A 19,634-nucleotide genomic window follows, 5' to 3' on the forward strand; every position below is an offset into this window, starting at 1 on the left:
CGACGGCATCCTGCAGTCATTCAATCGACGGAGTGCCGAACATGAATGTGTTGATCGTCTATGCCCATCCGGAACCGCGTTCGCTGAACGGCGCGCTGCGCGACTTTGCCGTCGAGCATCTCGAAGCGGCGGGGCACCGCGTGCAGGTGACGGATTTGTACGCGATGAACTGGAAGGCCGCGTTCGATGCGAACGACGTGACCGATCACATGCCGGGCGCGCGTTTCGATCCATCGCTCGATTCGAAGCACGCGTTCGAGACGGGCACGCAAAGCGAAGACATCGCGCGCGAGCAGGAGAAACTGAAGTGGGCCGACGCGGTGATCCTGCAGTTTCCGTTGTGGTGGTTTTCGATGCCGGCGATCATGAAAGGGTGGGTCGAGCGCGTGTATGCGTATGGTTTTGCATACGGCGTCGGCGAACATTCCGATCTGCACTGGGGCGACCGTTACGGCGAAGGTTCGCTGGCGGGCAAGCGCGCGATGATCGTCGTCACGGCGGGCGGCTGGGAATCGCATTACAGCGCACGCGGCATCAACGGGCCGATCGACGACGTGCTGTTTCCGATTCAGCACGGGATCCTCTATTACCCGGGATTCGACGTGCTGCCGCCGTTCGTGATCTACCGGACGCACCGGATGGACGACGCGCGCTTCGAGGCAACGTGTGCGGCGCTCGGCAAGCGTCTCGACGAACTGTGGACCACGAAGCCGATTCCGTTCCGCCGGCAGAACGCGGGCGATTACGACATTCCGGCGCTGACGCTGAAGGCGGATATCGCGCCGGGGACGGCGGGGTTCGCGGCGCATCTCGCGCACGAGCGGTGATTGCCGCTGCGTCGTCGTAATGCGGGGCGATACCAGGATCGACCGCTGCAAAACGATACGGGCGATCGGCGAGAACATCGCCGGCCGCCCGCGTCGTGCTCTTCGCGGCCGTCAGACAATGCCGCGCTTCGCGTTCACTTACCGATCATCCTCCCGCACCGAAGACGGATGCCGGCACAGCGCCCGCACCTCCATCTCCATATACGGAAACAGCGGCAACTGACTCAACACATCATGCAGTTGCTGCACGCTTTCCACGTCGAAAATACTGACGTTCGCATACTGACCCGCGATCCGCCACAGATGCCGCCAGACTCCTTCGTTCATCAGCCGCTGGCACATCGCCTTCTCTTCGGCCTTCAGCGTGGCCGCCTTGACCGGATCCATGTCCGCCGGCAGGCGGACGGTCATTTCCACATGAAACAGCATCCTGCACTCCTTGCGTTGTCGATTCGTCGAACGGGACGGGGACGGCCGCTCAGGCCTGTGCACGCGCCCGCTGGACTTCGCTCGCCGGCACGTCCTGCTTGTCCTTGAGCAGCGAGAAATCGAAGTCGATCAGCGCGAACTGCCCGTCGACGCCATACGGCTTGCCTTCCGCGCCCTCGGCCTGCTTGATCTTCGGGATCAGCCCTTCGCGGGTCGCGAATGCGAAGTCGTCCCAGATGTGCGGATCGCCTTCGATGTTGATCTGCGTCGTCAGCTTACGATATCCGTCCGCCGAAACGAAGAAGTGGATGTGCGCCGGGCGATGGCCGTGGCGGCCAAGCTGGTCGAGCAGTTGCTCGGTCTTGCTGCCCGGCGGCACGCTGTAGCCGACCGGCAGCACGCTGCGGAAACTGTAGCGGCCCTCGGCATCGGTGCGGATCGAGCGGCGCAGGTTGAACGCCGGCTGCGATTGATCGAAGTACGAATAGTTGCCCAGATGATTGGCGTGCCATACCTCGACGAGCGCATTCGCGATCGGCGTGCCGTCCGGACCGAGCACGCGGCCGCGCATGACCAGCGTCTGGCCCGGATCGGTGCCGTCGTCGAGGCGCGCATGGCCGACCGATTCCGGCGCGCCCGCGACATACAGCGGCCCCTCGATCGTGCGCGGCGTGCCGCCGTGGAAGCCGGCCTTTTCCTCGGCCTCGTCCATCCGCACGTCGAGGAAGCGCTCGAGGCCCAGGCCCGCGGCGATCAGCCCGAATTCACGGCCGGCTTCGTTCAGGTAGTTGAGCGCGGTCCAGAATTCGCTCGGCTGCACGTCGAAGTCCTCGATCGTGTAGCAGATGTCCCTCACGATCCGGTTGACGATCGCGCGCACGCGCGGGTTGCCGGGCTTTTCCGCGGCATCGTCGAAGGTTTTCAGCAGGGCGTCGATGGCTTGCTTGTTCATCTGTGTCTCCGGTTTCGGTTGTCGTGTCATGCGGGATCAGCGGGCGTTGCGTCGCATCCGTTCGATGCGCGCCCAGTCGAAGGTGATGCCGAGGCCGGGCGTCGCCGGCAGGTGCAGCTTGAAATCCTGGTAACGCAGCGGCTCGACGAGGATTTCCTCGGTGAGCAGCAGCGGGCCGAACAGCTCGGTGCCCCATTTCAGCGAACCGAACGTGCTGAACAGTTGCGCGGACGCCATCGTGCCGGCCGCGCCTTCGAGCATCGTGCCGCCGTACAGGTCGATGCCGGCGGCCGACGCGATCGATGCGACGCTCGCCGCACCGAGCAGGCCGCCCGATTGCGCGATCTTCACGGCGAACACGTCGGCCGCGCGGTCCTGCGCGAGCGCGAATGCATCGACAGGGCCGTGCAGCGCTTCGTCGGCCATGATCGGAATGTGCGCGAGCTGCGTGAGCCGCTTCAAGCCTGCGCGGTTGGTCGCGGCAATCGGCTGTTCGACGAGGCTCACGCCGGCCTCCGCGAGCCGAGCGCCGGCACGGATCGCGTCGGTTTCGGTCCACGCCTGGTTCACGTCGACGCGCACGTCGCCGCGCTCGCCGAGCGCGCGCTTGATCGCGATGACATGCGCGACGTCGTCGTCGACCGCGTTCGAACCGATCTTCAGCTTGAATGCGCGATGGCGGCGCGCATCGAGCATCGCCTCGGCTTCCGCGATATCGCGCTGCGTGTCGCCGCTCGCGAGCGTCCACGCGACATCGACCGCATCGACGGTGCGGCCGCCGAACAGCTCGGACAGCGGCACGCCGAGGCGGCGCGCCTGCGCGTCGAACAGCGCGGTCTCGATCGCGCACTTGGCGAACCGGTTGCCCTGGAACAGCTTGCGCGCCCGCGCCATCGCGGCGCCCGGGCGCGTCGCGTCCATGCCCTGCAGCAGCGGCGCGAAGTAGGTGTCGATGTTGACCTTGATGCTCTCGGGGCTTTCCTCGCCATACGCGAGGCCGCCGATCGTGGTCGCCTCGCCGACGCCTTCGATACCGTCCGTGCATCGAACGCGGACCAGCACGAGGGTCTGGCAATTCATCGTGGCGACCGACAGTTTGTGGGGCCTGATCGTCGGCACGTCGACGAGCAGCGTGTCGATGCGTTCGATGGTGGCGGCAGTTGCTATCATGCGATTCCTCCTGTTGGTGCACATGGTAGGAATTTCCGCCCGGCGTCGTCCAACACTCTTTCCGACTACTTCCATACCTTCGAGGCATGAAATGGAATTGCGCCAGCTCAGGTACTTCATGGCCGTCGCCGAGGAAATGAACATCACGCGGGCGGCCGAGCGGCTGCACATGACGCAGCCGCCGCTGAGCCGCCAGCTCCAGGCAATCGAGGAGGAGGTCGGGTTGCCGCTGTTCGAGCGTGGTGCGCGCCCGCTGAAACTGACCGATGCGGGCCGCGTGTTCTATGCGCAGGCGAAGCGCGTGGTCGAGCAGGCCGACGAGCTCGGGCCGCTGACGCGCCGGCTCGCGCAGTTGTCGGAGCGGATCGTGATCGGCTTCGTGCCGTCGACGCTCTACGGCGCGCTGCCGGACGTGATCCGCGCGTTTCGCGACGCGCATCCGGGCGTCGAGCTGTCGCTGATCGAAATGTTTACGCTCGAGCAGCTGGGCGCACTGAAGGGCGGGCGGATCGACGTCGGATTCGGCCGCCTGCGCTTCGACGACGACCAGCTCGTGCGCGAGGCGCTGATCGAGGAAAAGCTGATCGCGGCGCTGCCGCTCGGGCATCCGCTCGCCGATCCGGAGCGGCCGCTGACGCTCGCGGACATCGCGAACGAGACGTTGATCGTCTATCCGAGCACGCCGCGGCCGAGCTTCGCGGACCAGCAACTGTCCGCGTTGCGCGACGGCGCGCTGGTGCCGGCCGCCGTGCACGAGGTGCGCGAACTGCAGACGGCGCTCGGGCTCGTCGCCGCGCAGGTGGGCGTGTCGCTGGTGCCGGAAAGCGTGGAAGCCGTGCGCGTGAAGGGCGTGGTCTATCGGCGGCTGCCGGAGCCCACGGCGACGTCGCCGATCATCATGAGCCGCCGGCGGCACGGCGAAAGCGCCGCGACGACCGCGTTCTGCGCGATCGCGCGCGAGATGATCGTGCCGGCGGCCTAGGGACGGTCGTTTTCGTATCGATTGCAACTAACGGTCGCGTCCGGCGTGCCCGATCGAATGCGAAACGGGTGTCGCGATGCAGATGTCATCCGTCGCTGGTGCGGACAGAGGAGGGGCAAGAAAGGAAAGCCGAACCGGCCGGTAATCCGCCACGCGGCAAGCCAGCACCGGCGTACCGCCTACCGCTTCCCGTCGAGCGTCTCCGATGGCGATTCGCCGAACTTCTCCCGATACGCGATCGCGAACCGCCCGAGGTGCGTGAATCCGCAATCGAGCGCGATATCGGCGATCCGTCGTTCGGACACCGACGCGCGCAGCAACTCCCGTGCATGCTCGAGCCGCGTCGCGCGCAGGTATTGCATCGGACTCATCCCGCGAAACTGCAGAAAGGCATCGCGCAGCGTCCGCTCCGGCACGTTGGCAGCCTGGACGATATCGGCGAGTTGCAGCGGTTGCGCGTAGTGCGCGTTCACGAACTCCTGCGCGCGCCGCACGAAGCCCGGCACGGGATCTTGCCGCGCGCTCGGCACCGATGGCGGGTGGCCTTCGATCAGCAAATCGATCAACAGATGCTCGAGCTGCGATGCAACGCGCGGGTTCGCGTTCGCCCGTTCGAGCAGTTCCGGCGAGCGGGCGACGAGCATCAGCTGCTGGCGCCACGCGGCCAGCGCGGCATCGCTGATGTGCAGCACGGGATCGAGCATCGCGCGCGGGTCGCCGGTCAGCGAACCGACGGTCGCGGCATCGATGCGCAGCACGAACTGCTCGCAATCGGCGGACAGCACCGCGTCGAAGCGCTCGCCGGGCGCGCACAGCACGCCGGTCTGCCCGTCGACGCCGAGCCGGCGCCCCATCGCGTGCACTTCCGCCTGCCCGGACAGGCAGAACATCAGCAGGTAATAACCGTCGACGGCATCGACCTGCACGCGCATCGCGTCGCCGAACGCGATGGTGCCGATGCCGAGCCCGCCGAGCCGCACGAAATCCATATGCGACGCGCCCCGCACGCGGCCGCTCGGCAGCAGCGCGTGCGGCTGCATCACGCGCGAGATCCGCTCGCGCGTCTCGTCGAGATCGCGGGATTCGAACAGCCTGTGCGCACGCAGCGCGAGCGGCTCGAACGACGTTGGGGACATGGGCATCGGCCTTGGTATGAACAACGGGCGCTTCGATCCGACGATTGGGTCGCGATCGTGCGCGGGTCGCGTGTGTCGCCATGCTAGCGCAGAAATCCGCCGAAAGTGGATATTGCACCGCCGCAATCGCACTTTCCGGATAGACGCCGAATATTAGCTTTTCAAAAATCGGCTCCATGCAATCAACGAAACGGAACCAGAAGGAGTCCGACATGGAGCAGACAGAATCGCCCGTCGTATTCGCCGCGCGCGACGACGCGTCCGATGTGCGCTTTCCGCACGACGACGGCTCGCGCGTGCCGTACAAGGTGTTCAGCTCGCGCGCCGTCTACGATCGCGAGCAGGAACGCATCTTCCGCGGGCCGACGTGGAACTTCGTCGCGCTGGAAGCGGAAATCCCGAACGCGGGCGACTTCAAGAGCACGTTCGTCGGCGACACGCCGGTCGTCGTCACGCGCACCGAGGACGGCACGCTGTCCGCATGGGTGAACCGCTGCGCGCACCGCGGCGCGCAGGTGTGCCGCAAGTCGCGCGGCAACGCGAGCTCGCACACGTGCGTCTACCACCAGTGGAGCTTCGACAACCAGGGCAACTTGCTCGGCGTGCCGTTCCGGCGCGGCCAGAAGGGCATGACGGGGATGCCCGCCGACTTCGACCCGAAGCAGCACGGGCTGCGCAAGCTGCGCGTCGACAGCTATCGCGGGCTCGTGTTCGCGACCTTCAGCGATGACGTGGCACCGCTGCCCGACTATCTCGGCGAGCAGATGCGTCCGTGGATCGACCGGATCTTCCACAAGCCGATCGAGTATCTCGGCTGCACGCGCCAGTATTCGAAGTCGAACTGGAAGCTGTACATGGAGAACGTGAAGGATCCGTATCACGCGAGCATGCTGCACCTGTTCCATACGACCTTCAACATCTTCCGCGTCGGAATGAAGGCGCGGTCGATTCCGGATGCGAACCACGGGCTGCACAGCATCATCACGGTGACGAAGACGGGCGACGACACGTCGGCCGCGTACAAGCAGCAGAACATCCGCTCGTTCGACGAGGGCTTTCATCTGGAAGACGAATCGATCCTCGATCTCGTGTCGGAATACGACGAGGATTGCACGAACCATATCCAGCCGATCTTCCCGCAGCTCGTGATCCAGCAGATCCACAACACGCTGGTCGCGCGCCAGATCCTGCCGAAAGGTCCGGACAACTTCGAGCTGATCTTCCACTTCTTCGGTTACGCGGACGACACGCCCGAGCTGCGCGCGCTGCGCATCAAGCAGGCGAACCTGGTCGGGCCGGCCGGCTACATCTCGATGGAAGACACCGAGGCGACCGAACTGGTGCAACGCGGCACGGTGCGCGACGCCGACGCGACGTCGGTGATCGAGATGTCGCGCGGCAACCCGGACCAGCAGGACACGGTGATCACCGAAAGCCTGATCCGCAAGTTCTGGGTCGGGTACCAGAAGCTGATGGGCTATTGAAGCGGGAGCGCGGAACGATGGAAAACCTGACGGAAGACATGAAGACGTGGTTCGAGATTTACATGCTCCAGAACCGCTACATCGGCCATCTCGACAACGACCGGCTCGAACACTGGCCGGAAATGTTCACCGAGGACTGCACGTACGAGATCGTGCCGAAGGAGAACGCCGATCTCGGGCTGCCGGTCGGGATCGTCCACTGTACGAACCAGCGCATGCTGCGCGACCGCGTGGTGTCGCTGCGGCACGCGAACATCTATGAAGAGCACACGTACCGGCACATGACGTCGGGCCTCACGATCGTCGCGGAGCGCGACGGCGAGATCGACACCGAGAGCAACTACGTGGTCGTACAGACGCGCAGCAACGGCGAATCGAACGTGTATCAGGCCGGCAAGTACTACGACACGGTCGTGCGCACGCCCGACGGGCTGCGCTACAAGACCAAGCGCGTGATCTACGACACGTCGCGCGTGCAGACGCTGCTCGCCACCCCGATCTGACAGCCGAGGAAACGACATGACCGAAGCAACGCTCGCCGAATGGCATCCGCTGGGCGCATTCGACGAATTCTCCGAAGACGAACCGGCGGCGCGCGTCGCCGGCCAGAAGCCGATCGCGGTGTTCCGGATCGGCGACGAACTGTTCGCGATGCACGACCTCTGTTCGCATGGTCACGCGCGGCTGTCCGAAGGCTATGTGGAAGACGGCTGCGTCGAATGCCCGCTTCACCAGGGGCTGATCGACATTCGCACCGGGGCGCCGAAATGCGCGCCGATCACCGAGCCGGTACGGACTTATCCGATCCGGATCGTCGACGGGCAGGTGGAAGTCAATGTCGGCTGACCCGTTCGTGATCGTCGGCGCCGGCCATGCGGCGCGGCGCACGGCCGAGGCGCTGCGCGCGCTCGACGCCGATGCACGCATCGTGATGATCGGCGCCGAACGCGAGCTGCCGTACGACCGGCCCGCGCTGTCGAAGGACGCGCTGCTGGGCGACGGCGGCGAGCAGCGTGCGTTCATTCGCGACGCGGCCTGGTACGACGCGCAGCGCATCGAGCTGCGGCTCGGCACGCGCGTCGATGCGATCGAGCGCGACGCGCAGCGCGTTCGGCTCGACGACGGCGCGACGTTGCCGTACGCCGGGCTCGTGCTCGCGACGGGTTCGCGTGTGCGAACGTTCGGCGGGCCGGTCGACGAAGGCGTCGTCCCGCATTACGTGCGCACCGTTGCCGACGCGCGCGCGTTGCGCGCGCAGCTCGCGCCCGGGCGTCGCGTGGCGGTGCTCGGCGGCGGCTTCATCGGCCTCGAAGTGGCGGCCGCGGCACGCCAGCTCGGTTGCGACGTGACGGTGATCGACCCGGCTGCGCGCTTGCTGCAGCGTGCATTGCCGGAAGTCGTCGGCGCGTATGCGCGGCAACTGCACGATGGGCGCGGCGTGATCTTCCGGATGGCGACACTGCCGCGCGCGATTCGCCGCGCGCCGGGCGGCGGCGCGATCGTCGAGACCGATCGCGGCGACGTGCCGGCCGATGTCGTCGTGGTCGGCATCGGTGTCGTGCCCAATGTCGAACTCGCGCAGGCAGCCGGCCTGGAGGTCGACAACGGCATCCGTGTCGACGCCGGATGCCGGACGGACGATCGCGCGATCTTCGCGGCGGGCGAGGTGACGATGCACTTCAATCCGCTGCTCGGGCGCCACGTGCGGATCGAGTCGTGGCAGGTCGCGGAGAATCAGCCGGCGGTCGCGGCGGCGAACCTGCTGGGTGCGGACGAAACCTATGCCGAGCTGCCGTGGCTGTGGTCCGATCAGTACGACTGCAACCTGCAGATGCTCGGGCTGTTCGGCGGCGAGCGCACGATCGTCGTCCGTGGCGATCCCGCGAGCGGGCCGTTCACGGTGTTCGGGCTCGACGACGACGGGAAGATCGCGGCGGTGGCCGCGGCGAATCTTGGCCGCGACATCGGTGCATCGCGGCGCTTGATCGCGGCAGGCGCCGTGCCCGATCCGGCGAAGCTCGCCGATCCGGCGGTGAACCTGAAGACGTTTCTCTGATGCAGTGCGCGAACGCGGCCGGCGCGGCCGTGTTCGCGTCGGGTAGCGGAAACGCGGAATGAACCCTGTTCCGCACGGCCTCTCCGGCTCGCGCGACGCGTATGGGTTTGTCGCGGGCCGACGATCGGTGCATATTAACGGCATTGCCGTTTCACCGGTCGCCCATGACGCCAGACAAAGCCCTCGAACTGAAACGCAGCAAGCGCCGCGCGCTATGGCTGCTGTTGGCCGCGGTCGCGGTATTCGTCACGACGATCCTGCTGCCGCGCGGCCCGTGGGTCGATGGTTTCAAGGCGGTCGCCGAAGCCGCGATGGTCGGCGCGCTCGCCGACTGGTTCGCGGTCGTCGCGCTGTTCCGCCGCGTGCCGATCCCGTTCGTGTCGCGCCACACTGAAATCATCCCGAAGAACAAGGACAAGATCGCCGACAACCTCGCGGTGTTCGTGCGCGAGAAATTTCTCGGGCCCGACGCACTCGTCGCGCAGATTCGCCAGCACGATCCCGCGCGCAAACTCGGCGGATGGCTGGGCGAGCCGGCGAATACCGACGCGCTCGGCGGCTATGTGACGAAGCTGATGAGCTTCGCGCTCGACATGACCGACGACGCGCGGATCCAGTCGTTCGTCCACGACGCGTTCCGTGCGGTGATCGACCGGGTCGACCTGTCGCAATCGATGGGCGCGATCCTCGACACGCTGACGAAGGACGGTCGCCATCAGGCGTTGCTCGACGACGCGATCGAGCAGGTGGTCGACGTGCTCGACAAGGAAGAGAACCGCGAGGTGATCGCGGGCTTCATCGTCGAATGGCTGAAGACGCAATACCCGAAGGTCGAGAAGATCATGCCGACGCAGTGGTTCGGCGAGAACGGCGCGCGCATGCTGGCGAACGCGGTGAGCCGCGTGCTCGAAGGCGTGGCGGCCGATCCGGAGCACGAGTTGCGGCAACGCTTCGACCGCACGGTCGTGCGGCTCACCGAGCGGCTGAAGCATGACCCCGCGTTCATCGCGAAGGGCGACGAGATCAAGCGCTACATCCGCGACGGCGACGCGTTCAACGACTACGTGCGCGATCTGTGGGGCCAGTTGCGCGCATGGCTGAAGGCCGATCTCGCGCGTTCCGATTCGACGCTGCACCGGCAGGCCGCGACGCTCGGCGGCTGGCTCGGCGCGCGGCTCGCGCAGAGCCCGGCGTTGCGCGCGTCGCTGAACGAGCACATCGAGAAGGCCGTGCACGAAATGGCACCGGATTTCGCGGACTTCCTGATGCGTCATATCCGCGATACGGTGCGCAACTGGGATGCGCGCGAGATGTCGCGGCAGATCGAGTTGAACATCGGGAAGGACCTGCAATACATCCGCATCAACGGCACGCTGGTCGGCGGGCTGATCGGGCTCGGGCTGTATCTGGTGTCGCTGGCGCCGCGCTGGGCGGCGGGGTGGTTGCATTGATGAAGCTTCGATCGGTCGCCCGATCTTCAAGAGAAGCCGGTCTTTCGACGTGAGCCCGTCGCGCTCGGTTCGGTCCGGGCGCCAGCGGTCGCCCGTCAGCGCGAAGCCCCGAACAACTGAATCACGAGGCCGCGCAGCCAGCGATTGCCCGCCTCGTGGTGATATCGCGCATGCCAATGCTGCCGTACGGCAAATCCTTCGACCGGGATCGGACATGCATGTACCGCGAGGTCACTGGCGTGAGCCAGCGTCTCGCCGATATGACGCGGCAGCGTCGTGATCAGGTCGGTGCTCTGGATGATCGCACCCAAACCGAGAAAGCCCGGCAACTCCAGCACCACGTCACGCTCGATGCGCGCCTGCCGCAGCGCCTGCTCGAGCAGCTGGGCGCCCGTTCCCGCCGTGATGGCGACATGGCCCTCCGAACGATACTGCTTTCCCCCAAGACGACCGCGGATCCGCGGATGATGCCGGTTGGCCAGGCATACCCAGTCCTGGTCGTACAGCTTCTGCTGATAAATGCCGCCGCCGAGCCACGGTACATAGCCGATGGCGAGATCGGCCTCGCCCGATTCGAGCGCGCGCTCGGTGTTGCCGTCGATCCGTGCGGCTTCCAGCCTTACGCCGGGCGCCTGCGCGCGGACATGGGCGAGTAGCCGTGGAAGCAGCGTGATGTGGCTCGCGTCGGTCATGCAGATGCGAAACCGCCGCTGGGCCGTGGCCGGATCGAACGCGATCTCCCAGGCGGTGAAGCGCCGCAGCGATTCGAGGATTTCCCGGCACGGCCCGATCAGCGCATCGGCCTGCGGCGTCGGCGCCATGCCGCCGGGCGTTCGAACGAACAACGGATCGTGCAGGTATTCCCGCAAATGACCGAGCCAGATGCTGACCGTCGGCTGGCTTTGCCCGAGCTGTTCGGCCACGCGCGTCACGCTGCGGATCTCGTACAGCAGATCGAAGAGCTGAAGCAGCTTCAAATCGGGCAGGTCGGGCGGCGTCATCGGGTTATTGTCTGGGGCAATGACGCCATTGTACTCATTGAATTGCCAGTATGAGCGGCAACTCCTATCGTGCAGCCATACATCAAGGAGAAGCCAGTGAAGATTGCGATTCTGGGTGCCGGCGCGCTGGGCTGCGCGATTGGCGCCACGCTCACCGAAGGCGGCCACGAGACCTGGTTGATCGACCGCTCTGCGGCACATGTCGATGCGATGCGCCGCGATGGCCTTCGGGTCGACGATGCTGACGGCTCGCGGCATGTCCGCGTCCATGCGACGACGCAAGCCGCCGAAGTCGGCGCCGCCGATCTGGTGATCGTGCTGGTGAAATCGTTCCACACCGAAGCGGCGATGCGCGGTGCGCCGGAACTGGTCGGCCCCGATACGCTGGTGCTGTCGCTACAAAACGGCCTGGGCCACGAGGACATCCTTGCCGACGTGGTCGGCCGCGAACGCGTGCTCGCGGGCAAGACCTACGTCGGCGGCGTGCTTCGCGGCGCAGGGCACATCGAGTCCGGCGTGCGCGGCAAGCTGACCTATATCGGCGAACTCGACGGACGCATCACGCAGCGCGTGCAGGCGATCGCGGACGCATTCAACACGGCCGGCCTCGGCACGACCGTCAGCGACAACATCATCGGCACGATGTGGGACAAGCTGCTGGTCAATGTCGCGACGGGCGCACTCACCGGCGTCACCGGGCTGACCTACGGACAGCTTTACGACGAGCCCGTGCTGAAGGCCACATCGCTTGCGGCCGTGGCCGAGGCGATCGCGGCCGCGCAGGCGGCCGGCGTCAGGCTGTCGATGACGGACCCCGAGCAGGCGTGGACGCTCGCCGCCGAGGGGCTGCCCGCGGCGTTCAAGACGTCGATGCTGCAAAGTCTGGAGAAGGGCTCGATCACCGAGATCGACTACATCAACGGTTCGGTCGTGCGCTGGGGCCAGCGGTACGGCGTGCCGACGCCGGTGAACGCGACGCTCGTCGCCTGTATCAAGGGAATCGAACGCGCGATGGCCGACCGCAAGCACGGCGAGGCAGCCCGATGAACGCGCCGAAAGCCTATCTGGAGCATGTCGCGATCTGGGTGAAGGACATCCGGTGGCACATCCGTTTTTTCGAAGACGTGTTCGGCATGACCATGCGTGAAGTGGACGGCGAGCTCGACGCGCCGCGGCAGTACTGGACGCTCGGCGGCCTGCAGTTCATCCACGCCCCGGACCATGACGGACCCGAAGGCCGGCTCGCCCACCTTGGCGTGATGTGCGAAGACATGGAGGCTGCACTGGCCTCGGCACGGCGCTTCGGCGTGACCGAAATGCCGCAGGGGCGCAACTGGCTGCGCCTGCCGGACGGCCTTGCCGTCGAATTCATCCAGGCGAGGCCGGCCTCCTGCGTCGCGCAGGCGCTGGCGATCGACCCACGCGCGGAGGCATGAAGATGACGATCATCGAAAAATACTGGGACGATGCGCGCGAAGGCGACGAGTGCGTCAGCCCGCAATACAAAGTGACCAAGGCGCGCATCCTCGCGTACGCCGACCTCACCGGCGACCATACGCCCGTGCATGTTGACGAGGACTACGCAAACGCGAGCCACTTCGGCTGCATCGTAGCGCACGGCCTGTTCGGGCTGTCGATCGCGGACGGCCTCAAGACGCAGAGCGACTACCGCTTCCTGCCCGGCATGTCGCTGGGCTGGAGCTGGGATTTCCTGCTGCCGATCAAGGTCGACGACGTGCTGCACGTGAAGTTTCGCGTCGGCTCCATGCGAACCAGCAAGAGTCGCCCGGGCTGGGGCATCGTCGTGCTGCCGTCCGAGCTGATCAATCAGGATGGCCAGGTGGTCCAACGCGGCGAGCATCGCCTGATGGTGCCGCGCCGGCCGGGAGCGTTCTGATGCAGGCCCGTCCTCTCGAAGGTATTCGCGTCGTCGACTACAGCCATTTCCTCGCCGGTCCGTACGTGGGGCGATGCCTGGCGGCGCTCGGCGCCGAAGTCATCAAGGTCGAGCGCCCGGGCAGCGGCGACGCCGGGCGCCAGCACGCCACCGTGCTCGACGACCAGCAAAGCGGCTATTTCCTGCAGCTCAACATGGGCAAGCGCGGCGTGAGCGTCAACATGAAGGACCCGCGCGGCAAGGCATTCATGCAGCGCCTGTGCGACTCGGCGGACGTATTCGTCGAGAACTACCGGCCCGGCGCGCTGGACAAGCTGGGGCTCGGCTACGCAGCGTTGTCGGCACGCAATCCGGGCCTCGTATATTGCTCGATTTCGGCCTATGGCCATACGGGGCCGGACGCGCACCGTGCCGGCTTCGGACTGATTGCCGAAGCCAAAAGCGGGATCATGCAGATGGTCGGCACGCCCGGCGAGCGCCCGCCGTTGCTGCGCATTTCGCTGGGCGACATGTACACCGGCATTCACGCGGTAGCCGCGATCAACGCCGCGTTGCTCGGACGTGTGAAGAGCGGACGCGGTCAGCACATCGACATGGCGCTGTACGACACGCTGGTGTCGATGCACGAGTACGCGGTGCAGTGCTACACACTGCAAGGTGCGCTGCCCGAGCAGACGGGCCACGACATGCCGACTTCGACGCTGTATGGCGTGTTCCGCGCCGCGGACGGCGATCTCGTGATCGCGGCACAAGTCGACGATGCGTGGAAACGCTTCGCAAACCTGATCGAAGCGCATGGCGGCCCGGCGGGTTTCGGCGCCGACGCGCGATTCCACGACAGCGTCGGCCGCAACGCGCATCGCACGGAGATCCTGTCGATCGTCGAGCCTTGGGTGGCCGCGCGCTCCGTCGCGTCGATCCTGGCATTGCTGGACGACATCGACGTCCCGTGCGCCAAGGTGCAACGCATCGACGAGGTGCTGGCCGACCCGCAGATTCACGCACGCGGCATGGTGGTCGAGCAGCAGCACCCGCGCTACGGCACGCTGCGCCTGCCCAACCTGCCGTTCCGTTTCTCCGATTGCGACACGACGATTCGCGACGTCGCGCCCGACCTCGGGCAGCACAACGCCGAGGTGGCGCGCTCGCTGGGCTACGACCCGGCCGAGATCGACGCGATGCAGACCGATGGCGTTCTTTTTTCCAGGTGAGCCCACGATGACTGACCATTACGCGGTGATCGGCAACCCGATCGGACACACGAAATCCCCGCTGATCCACGGCCTCTTTGCCGAAGAGACGCGGCAGGACTTGCGCTATACGGCAATCGAGGGGCCGGTCGAGCCGCAGGAGGCCTTTGCCGACGTGGTGCGGGCGTTCGCCGCCGCGGGCGGCAAGGGCATGAACGTGACCGCACCGTTCAAGCTCAAGGCTTTTGCGATGGCCGACGAATGCAGCGAGCGCGCAACGCTCGCCGGCGCCGCCAATGCACTGAAATTCGAGGACGGGCGCATTCTGGCCGACAATTTCGACGGCATCGGGCTCGTTCGCGACATCGAGGTCAATCTTCGCCTGTCGCTGGCCGGCAAGCGCGTGCTGATGCTCGGTGCCGGCGGCGCGGCGCGCGGCGCATTGCTGCCGTTCCTCGAGGCGGGACCGGCTGAAATGGTCATCGCGAACCGCGACGTCGCCAAAGGACGGGCGCTGGCGGCCCAGGTCGCCGGGCGCGGTGCACTCGTCGCCTGCGGCTACGCCGATCTCGAGCGCATGGGACGTTTCGATCTGGTGGTCAATGCCACGTCGGCGAGCCTGACGGGCGATCTGCCGCCCGTGCCGCCCGGCGTCTTCAGCCCGAAGGGCACGGCCTACGAGCTCGCGTACGGCAAGCGACTGACGCCGTTCCTGCGGCTGGCGAGCAATGCGGGCGTACTCGGCGTGGCGGACGGCGTGGGCATGCTGGTCGAGCAGGCAGCCGAAGCGTTCGCGTGGTGGCGCGGCGTGCGTCCGCCGACCAGCGCCGTGATCGATCAGCTTACCGTTCCTCTCGACTGAACGCGTGCGCCGCTGAATCACGCATGCGCCTTCGCGCCGTGCAGTTGGAGGCCGAGTGCCTTGATCACCTTCAGGATCGTGCCGAAACTCGGATTGCCGTCGTGCGACAGCGCCTTGTACAGCCCTTCGCGCGACAGGCCCGCGTCGCGCGCGACCTGCGACATGCCGCGCGCACGGGCGATCACGCCGAGCGCATGCGCGATGAAGGCCGGATCGTCGCCGGCTTCCTGCAGACAGGCCTCGAAGTAGTCGGCCATGTCGTCGTCGGTCTTCAGGTGTTCGGCCGAATCCCACGGCCGGGTCTTGATCTTGTCCATGATCACTCCAGGTCGAGCCGCTCGAGCATCGCGTGCGCGGCGCGGATGTCCGCCTGTTGCGTCGACTTGTCGCCGCCGCAGAGCAGGATCACCCAAATCGTTCCGCGTCTGACGTAATAGACGCGATAGCCGGGGCCGTGGTCGACACGCATTTCGACGACGGGCGAGCCGGCGGATTTCCAGTCGCCCGGGTTGCCCATCGACAGACGATCGATGCGTGCCTGGATGCGCCGCCGCGCGACGCGATCCTGCAGGCCGGCAAACCATGCATCGAAGACGTCGGTGGTCCGGATACTGAATGTAGGCGCACTGTAGGGCATGAATGGCAATGTGTCAACCATGGTTCACAGATGGATTGGGTGAATGGAATCTGGTTGCCCCCAACGATAGGGCCGCGCGCGCCGTTTGACGTCGAATTGGCCGTCAGGCCGATGCTTTCGCGCGGCCGCACCCGGCCATTCGGCCGAAGTCGGATTTCCGCGAATCCGTCTACAATCAAAAACGTCCTTGCCGCCCGTGCGTGCTTGCCGCGCGCGGGCGGATCCGTTCGCCCTCCTGCACAGGGAGGCGCCGCCGCGCGTTGCGCGGCGGGCAGTGCCGTGGTCAGTGTCCAGTAGGTAAAGCGTCCGCGTGCCGTAGGCCGGCGCGCGTTCTGAACGCCGCGCGTCCGTAAGCCGGGCAGGCGGCATCAACCGAGAGTCCCCCATGAAAGCATCGGATCTGTTCGTGAAGGCGCTGGAAGCCGAGGGCGTCGAGTACGTGTTCGGCATTCCCGGCGAGGAAAACCTCGATCTGCTCGAATCGCTGCGGCGATCCAGGATCAAGCTCGTGCTGACCCGGCACGAGCAGGCGGCCGGGTTCATGGCCGCCACCTACGGCCGCCTGACGGGCCGCACCGGCGTGTGTCTCGCGACGCTCGGGCCGGGCGCGACCAACTTCGTGACGGCTGCCGCGTATGCGCAGCTCGGCGGCATGCCGATGCTGATGATCACCGGGCAGAAGCCGATCAAATCCAGCAAGCAGGGCCACTTCCAGATCGTCGACGTCGTCGGCATGATGCAGCCGCTCACGAAGTTCACGCGGCAGATCGTGTCGATCGGCAACATTCCGTCGGCGGTGCGCGAGGCGTTTCGTCGCGCGGAGGAGGAGCGCCCGGGCGCCGCGCATCTCGAGCTCCCGGAGGACATCGCGCACGAGGAGGGCGACGGCAAGCCGATTCCGCGCAGCTACAGCCGGCGGCCGGTGGCCGAGGAGAAGGCCGTCGCGCACGCGGTCGACGCGATCCAGGCCGCGCGCCACCCGTTGCTGATGATCGGCGCGGGCGGCAATCGCAAGACGACCTGCAAGATGCTGCTCGAATTCGTCGACAAGACGGGCATCCCGTTCTTCACGACGCAGATGGGCAAGGGCGTGATCGACGAAACGCATCCGCTGTGGCTCGGCAACGCGACGCTGTCCGACGGCGACTTCGTGCACCGCGCGATCGAGCATGCGGACTGCATCATCAACGTCGGCCACGACGTGATCGAGAAGCCGCCGTTCTTCATGCGCACGGACGACAAGACCGTGATCCACGTGAACTTCCTCGGCGCGCAGGTCGATCCCGTCTACTTTCCGCAGATCGAGGTGGTCGGCGACATCGCGAACGCGGTGTGGCAGATGAAGGAGGCGATCGCGCCGCAGCCGCACTGGGATTTCGCGCGCTTCGCGATGATCAAGGAGCATTTCGACGCGCACCTGCAGAAAGGGCAGCACGACCCGCGCTTCCCGATGTACCCGGTGCGGATTGTGAACGATCTGTACAACGCGCTGCCGACCGACGGGATCGTCTGCCTCGACAACGGGATGTACAAGATCTGGTTCGCGCGCTACTGGCGCGCGCACGAGCCGAATTCGCTGCTGCTGGACAACGCGCTCGCGTCGATGGGCGCGGGCTTGCCGTCCGCGATCGCGACGAAGATCGTGCATCCGCAGCGCAAGGTGATCGCCGTATGCGGCGACGGCGGCTTCATGATGAATTCGCAAGAACTCGAAACCGCCGTGCGGCTCAAGCTCGACATCGTCGTGATGATCCTGCGCGACGACGCGTTCGGGATGATCCGCTGGAAGCAGGAGAACATGAACTTCCCCGATTTCGCGATGACGCTGAAGAATCCCGATTTCGTGTCATATGCGCAGAGCTACGGTGCGCACGGGCATCGCGTCGAGGCGGCCGATGCTCTCGAACCGCTGCTGCGCGACTGCTTCGCGACGCCCGGCGTGCACGTGATCGACGTGCCGATCGACTATTCGGACAACGAGCGCGTGCTCAACCGCGAAATCAAGCGCCTGTCGGCGCAACTCTGAATCCGCAGTTCACCGGAAGGAGCATTCCATGTTGAAGGATACCTATCCGTACTATCTGGCCAACGAGGCTGTCTACGCGAACACCGACCTCGAAGTGACCGACAAGTTCAGCGGCAAGGTCGCCACGCGCGTCGCGCTGGCCGACGCGAAGGCGATCGATGCGGCCATCGGCGCGGCGGTCGGCGCCGCGAAGCCGATGCGCGAGTTGCCGGCCTACAAGCGTCAGGCGGTGCTCGACCACTGTGTCGCGCGCTTTCGCGAGCGTTTCGACGAGCTGGCCGAGGCGCTCTGCATCGAGGCGGGCAAGCCGATCAACGATTCGAAGGGCGAAGTGACGCGGCTGATCGATACGTTTCGCGTCGCTTCCGAGGAGTCGGTGCGCATCGACGGCGAGGTAATCAACCTCGAGATCTCGGCACGCGCGCAAGGCTACACCGGCTATACGCGGCGCGTGCCGATCGGCCCGTGCTCGTTCATCTCGCCATTCAATTTCCCGCTGAACCTGGCCGCGCACAAGGTCGCGCCCGCGCTGGCCGCAGGCTGCCCGTTCGTGCTGAAACCCGCGAGCCGCACGCCGATCGGCGCGCTGATCATCGGCGAGGTGCTCGCCGAAACGGACCTCCCCAAGGGCGCGTTCTCGGTGCTGCCCGCGCATCGCGACGGCGCGGACCTGTTCACGACCGACGAGCGCTTCAAGCTGCTGTCGTTCACGGGCTCGCCGGCCGTGGGCTGGGCGCTGAAGGAGAAGGCGGGCAAGAAGAAGGTCGTGCTGGAGCTCGGCGGCAACGCGGCGGCGATCGTCGATGCGGACCAGCGCGAGCAGCTCGACTACGTGGTCGAACGTCTCGCGTTCGGCGCGTATTACCAGTCGGGCCAGAGCTGTATCGGCGTGCAGCGGATCCTCGTGCATGCGGACCTGTACGACGCGCTGCGCGACAAGCTGATCGCGAAGACGCGTTCGCTGAAGATGGGCGATCCGAAGGATCCGTCGACGTTCGTCGGCCCGATGATCTCCGAATCCGAATCGCGTCGGCTGGCGGGCTGGATGGACGCGGCCGTTGCGGCGGGGGCGAAGATCGTCGCGGGCGGCAAGGTCGGCGGCGCGATGTTCGAGGCGACGCTGCTGGAAAATGTCGGTCGCGACCAGGACCTGTACCGCAAGGAGGCATTCGGTCCGGTCGCGATCCTCGAGAAGTTCGAGCGTTTCGACGATGCGCTCGCGCGCGTCAACGACAGCGACTTCGGGCTGCAGGCCGGCGTGTTCACCGATTCGCTCGCGCATGCGCAGCGCGCGTGGGACGAACTGGAGGTGGGCGGCGTCGTGATCAACGACGTGCCGTCGTTTCGCGTCGACAACATGCCGTATGGCGGCGTGAAGGATTCGGGGCTCGGCCGCGAAGGGATCCGTTACGCGATCGAGGACATGACCGAGCCGCGCCTGATGGTCGTGCGGCGCCGCTAGCGCGAAGGGCGCGGCACACGGCACGCGGGTTGGCGAGCACGCCGGCCCGCGTGCCGTTTTCGTTTCGGCGCA

21 protein-coding genes are annotated in these 19,634 nt (G+C 66.2%); 14 read left to right on the forward strand and 7 right to left on the reverse strand.

What is annotated here, in order from left to right; all coding sequences use genetic code 11:
• Positions 1 to 41: 41 nt before the first annotated feature.
• Positions 42 to 827, forward strand: a complete 786-nt coding sequence (locus WS51_RS02310) for an NAD(P)H-dependent oxidoreductase (protein WP_059503701.1) — start codon at positions 42 to 44, stop codon at positions 825 to 827.
• A 138-nt stretch (positions 828 to 965) separates the two neighbouring features.
• On the opposite strand, the gene catC is transcribed toward WS51_RS02310, so the two are convergent.
• From catC to WS51_RS02325, 3 genes are read right to left on the reverse strand one after another with little or no spacing between them, the layout of a single operon-like run.
• Positions 966 to 1,256: a muconolactone Delta-isomerase gene (catC, locus tag WS51_RS02315; protein WP_059448784.1), complete on the reverse strand. Its 291-nt coding sequence runs from the start codon at positions 1,254 to 1,256 to the stop codon at positions 966 to 968.
• 49 nt (positions 1,257 to 1,305) lie between these two features.
• Entirely contained in the window at positions 1,306 to 2,208 is a 903-nt protein-coding gene (gene catA / locus WS51_RS02320; protein WP_059448783.1) for a catechol 1,2-dioxygenase, read from the reverse strand.
• A 36-nt stretch (positions 2,209 to 2,244) separates the two neighbouring features.
• Complete coding sequence (locus WS51_RS02325; protein WP_059798783.1) at positions 2,245 to 3,378, reverse strand: muconate/chloromuconate family cycloisomerase; 1,134 nt, start codon at positions 3,376 to 3,378, stop codon at positions 2,245 to 2,247.
• A gap of 91 nt (positions 3,379 to 3,469) precedes the next feature.
• Here WS51_RS02325 and WS51_RS02330 point away from each other — a divergent pair, with 91 nt between their 5' ends.
• Positions 3,470 to 4,360 (forward strand): LysR family transcriptional regulator, encoded by an 891-nt coding sequence (locus tag WS51_RS02330; protein WP_059793282.1) that lies wholly within the window; start codon positions 3,470 to 3,472, stop codon positions 4,358 to 4,360.
• A gap of 179 nt (positions 4,361 to 4,539) precedes the next feature.
• Here the strand turns inward: WS51_RS02330 and andR are convergent, their stop codons facing one another.
• A complete protein-coding gene (gene andR, locus WS51_RS02335) occupies positions 4,540 to 5,496 on the reverse strand; it encodes an anthranilate 1,2-dioxygenase regulatory protein AndR (RefSeq protein WP_059448780.1) in 957 nt (318 codons plus the stop codon).
• Positions 5,497 to 5,708: 212 nt separating this feature from the next.
• Here andR and andAc point away from each other — a divergent pair, with 212 nt between their 5' ends.
• From andAc to WS51_RS02360, 5 genes are all read left to right on the forward strand, one after another.
• Positions 5,709 to 6,980 carry an anthranilate 1,2-dioxygenase large subunit AndAc gene (andAc, locus tag WS51_RS02340; protein WP_059448779.1) on the forward strand — a complete coding sequence of 424 codons (1,272 nt, stop codon included), beginning with the start codon at positions 5,709 to 5,711 and terminating at the stop codon, positions 6,978 to 6,980.
• Between the two features lie 17 nt (positions 6,981 to 6,997).
• A complete protein-coding gene (andAd, locus tag WS51_RS02345; protein WP_059466587.1) occupies positions 6,998 to 7,483 on the forward strand; it encodes an anthranilate 1,2-dioxygenase small subunit AndAd in 486 nt (161 codons plus the stop codon).
• Between the two features lie 16 nt (positions 7,484 to 7,499).
• Positions 7,500 to 7,826 carry an anthranilate 1,2-dioxygenase ferredoxin subunit AndAb gene (andAb, locus tag WS51_RS02350; RefSeq protein ID WP_039344765.1) on the forward strand — a complete coding sequence of 109 codons (327 nt, stop codon included), beginning with the start codon at positions 7,500 to 7,502 and terminating at the stop codon, positions 7,824 to 7,826.
• Positions 7,816 to 9,036: an anthranilate 1,2-dioxygenase system ferredoxin--NAD(+) reductase gene (gene andAa, locus WS51_RS02355; RefSeq protein WP_069228542.1), complete on the forward strand. Its 1,221-nt coding sequence runs from the start codon at positions 7,816 to 7,818 to the stop codon at positions 9,034 to 9,036. The genes andAb and andAa overlap by 11 nt, the downstream gene beginning before the upstream one ends.
• 164 nt (positions 9,037 to 9,200) lie before the next feature.
• Complete coding sequence (locus WS51_RS02360) at positions 9,201 to 10,487, forward strand: DUF445 domain-containing protein (protein WP_059448775.1); 1,287 nt, start codon at positions 9,201 to 9,203, stop codon at positions 10,485 to 10,487.
• A 95-nt stretch (positions 10,488 to 10,582) separates the two neighbouring features.
• Here the strand turns inward: WS51_RS02360 and WS51_RS02365 are convergent, their stop codons facing one another.
• The gene (locus WS51_RS02365; protein WP_059448774.1) at positions 10,583 to 11,488 is read right to left on the reverse strand and encodes a LysR family transcriptional regulator; all 906 of its coding nucleotides are present in this window, start codon (positions 11,486 to 11,488) and stop codon (positions 10,583 to 10,585) included.
• A 96-nt stretch (positions 11,489 to 11,584) separates the two neighbouring features.
• Here WS51_RS02365 and WS51_RS02370 point away from each other — a divergent pair, with 96 nt between their 5' ends.
• From WS51_RS02370 to aroE, 5 genes are read left to right on the forward strand one after another with little or no spacing between them, the layout of a single operon-like run.
• Complete coding sequence (locus WS51_RS02370; protein WP_069228543.1) at positions 11,585 to 12,535, forward strand: ketopantoate reductase family protein; 951 nt, start codon at positions 11,585 to 11,587, stop codon at positions 12,533 to 12,535.
• Positions 12,532 to 12,924 (forward strand): VOC family protein, encoded by a 393-nt coding sequence (locus WS51_RS02375; protein ID WP_059503681.1) that lies wholly within the window; start codon positions 12,532 to 12,534, stop codon positions 12,922 to 12,924. Before WS51_RS02370 ends, WS51_RS02375 begins: the two co-directional genes overlap by 4 nt.
• 2 nt (positions 12,925 to 12,926) lie before the next feature.
• A complete protein-coding gene (locus WS51_RS02380) occupies positions 12,927 to 13,385 on the forward strand; it encodes a MaoC family dehydratase (RefSeq protein ID WP_059504048.1) in 459 nt (152 codons plus the stop codon).
• Complete coding sequence (locus WS51_RS02385; RefSeq protein ID WP_060361628.1) at positions 13,385 to 14,596, forward strand: CaiB/BaiF CoA transferase family protein; 1,212 nt, start codon at positions 13,385 to 13,387, stop codon at positions 14,594 to 14,596. The genes WS51_RS02380 and WS51_RS02385 overlap by 1 nt, the downstream gene beginning before the upstream one ends.
• A 7-nt stretch (positions 14,597 to 14,603) precedes the next feature.
• Positions 14,604 to 15,437 carry a shikimate dehydrogenase gene (gene aroE, locus WS51_RS02390; RefSeq protein WP_059503677.1) on the forward strand — a complete coding sequence of 278 codons (834 nt, stop codon included), beginning with the start codon at positions 14,604 to 14,606 and terminating at the stop codon, positions 15,435 to 15,437.
• A gap of 17 nt (positions 15,438 to 15,454) precedes the next feature.
• Here the strand turns inward: aroE and WS51_RS02395 are convergent, their stop codons facing one another.
• A complete protein-coding gene (locus WS51_RS02395) occupies positions 15,455 to 15,754 on the reverse strand; it encodes an addiction module antidote protein (RefSeq protein WP_006750245.1) in 300 nt (99 codons plus the stop codon).
• 2 nt (positions 15,755 to 15,756) lie between these two features.
• Positions 15,757 to 16,074: a type II toxin-antitoxin system RelE/ParE family toxin gene (locus WS51_RS02400; RefSeq protein ID WP_330733240.1), complete on the reverse strand. Its 318-nt coding sequence runs from the start codon at positions 16,072 to 16,074 to the stop codon at positions 15,757 to 15,759.
• A gap of 385 nt (positions 16,075 to 16,459) precedes the next feature.
• Here WS51_RS02400 and WS51_RS02405 point away from each other — a divergent pair, with 385 nt between their 5' ends.
• Positions 16,460 to 18,100: an acetolactate synthase large subunit gene (locus WS51_RS02405; RefSeq protein WP_059503675.1), complete on the forward strand. Its 1,641-nt coding sequence runs from the start codon at positions 16,460 to 16,462 to the stop codon at positions 18,098 to 18,100.
• Between the two features lie 28 nt (positions 18,101 to 18,128).
• Positions 18,129 to 19,562 (forward strand): aldehyde dehydrogenase family protein, encoded by a 1,434-nt coding sequence (locus tag WS51_RS02410; RefSeq protein WP_069228544.1) that lies wholly within the window; start codon positions 18,129 to 18,131, stop codon positions 19,560 to 19,562.
• Positions 19,563 to 19,634: the final 72 nt, after the last annotated feature.

Origin of the sequence: Burkholderia territorii, from assembly GCF_001718335.1 — a bacterium.
Lineage (GTDB): Bacteria > Pseudomonadota > Gammaproteobacteria > Burkholderiales > Burkholderiaceae > Burkholderia > Burkholderia territorii.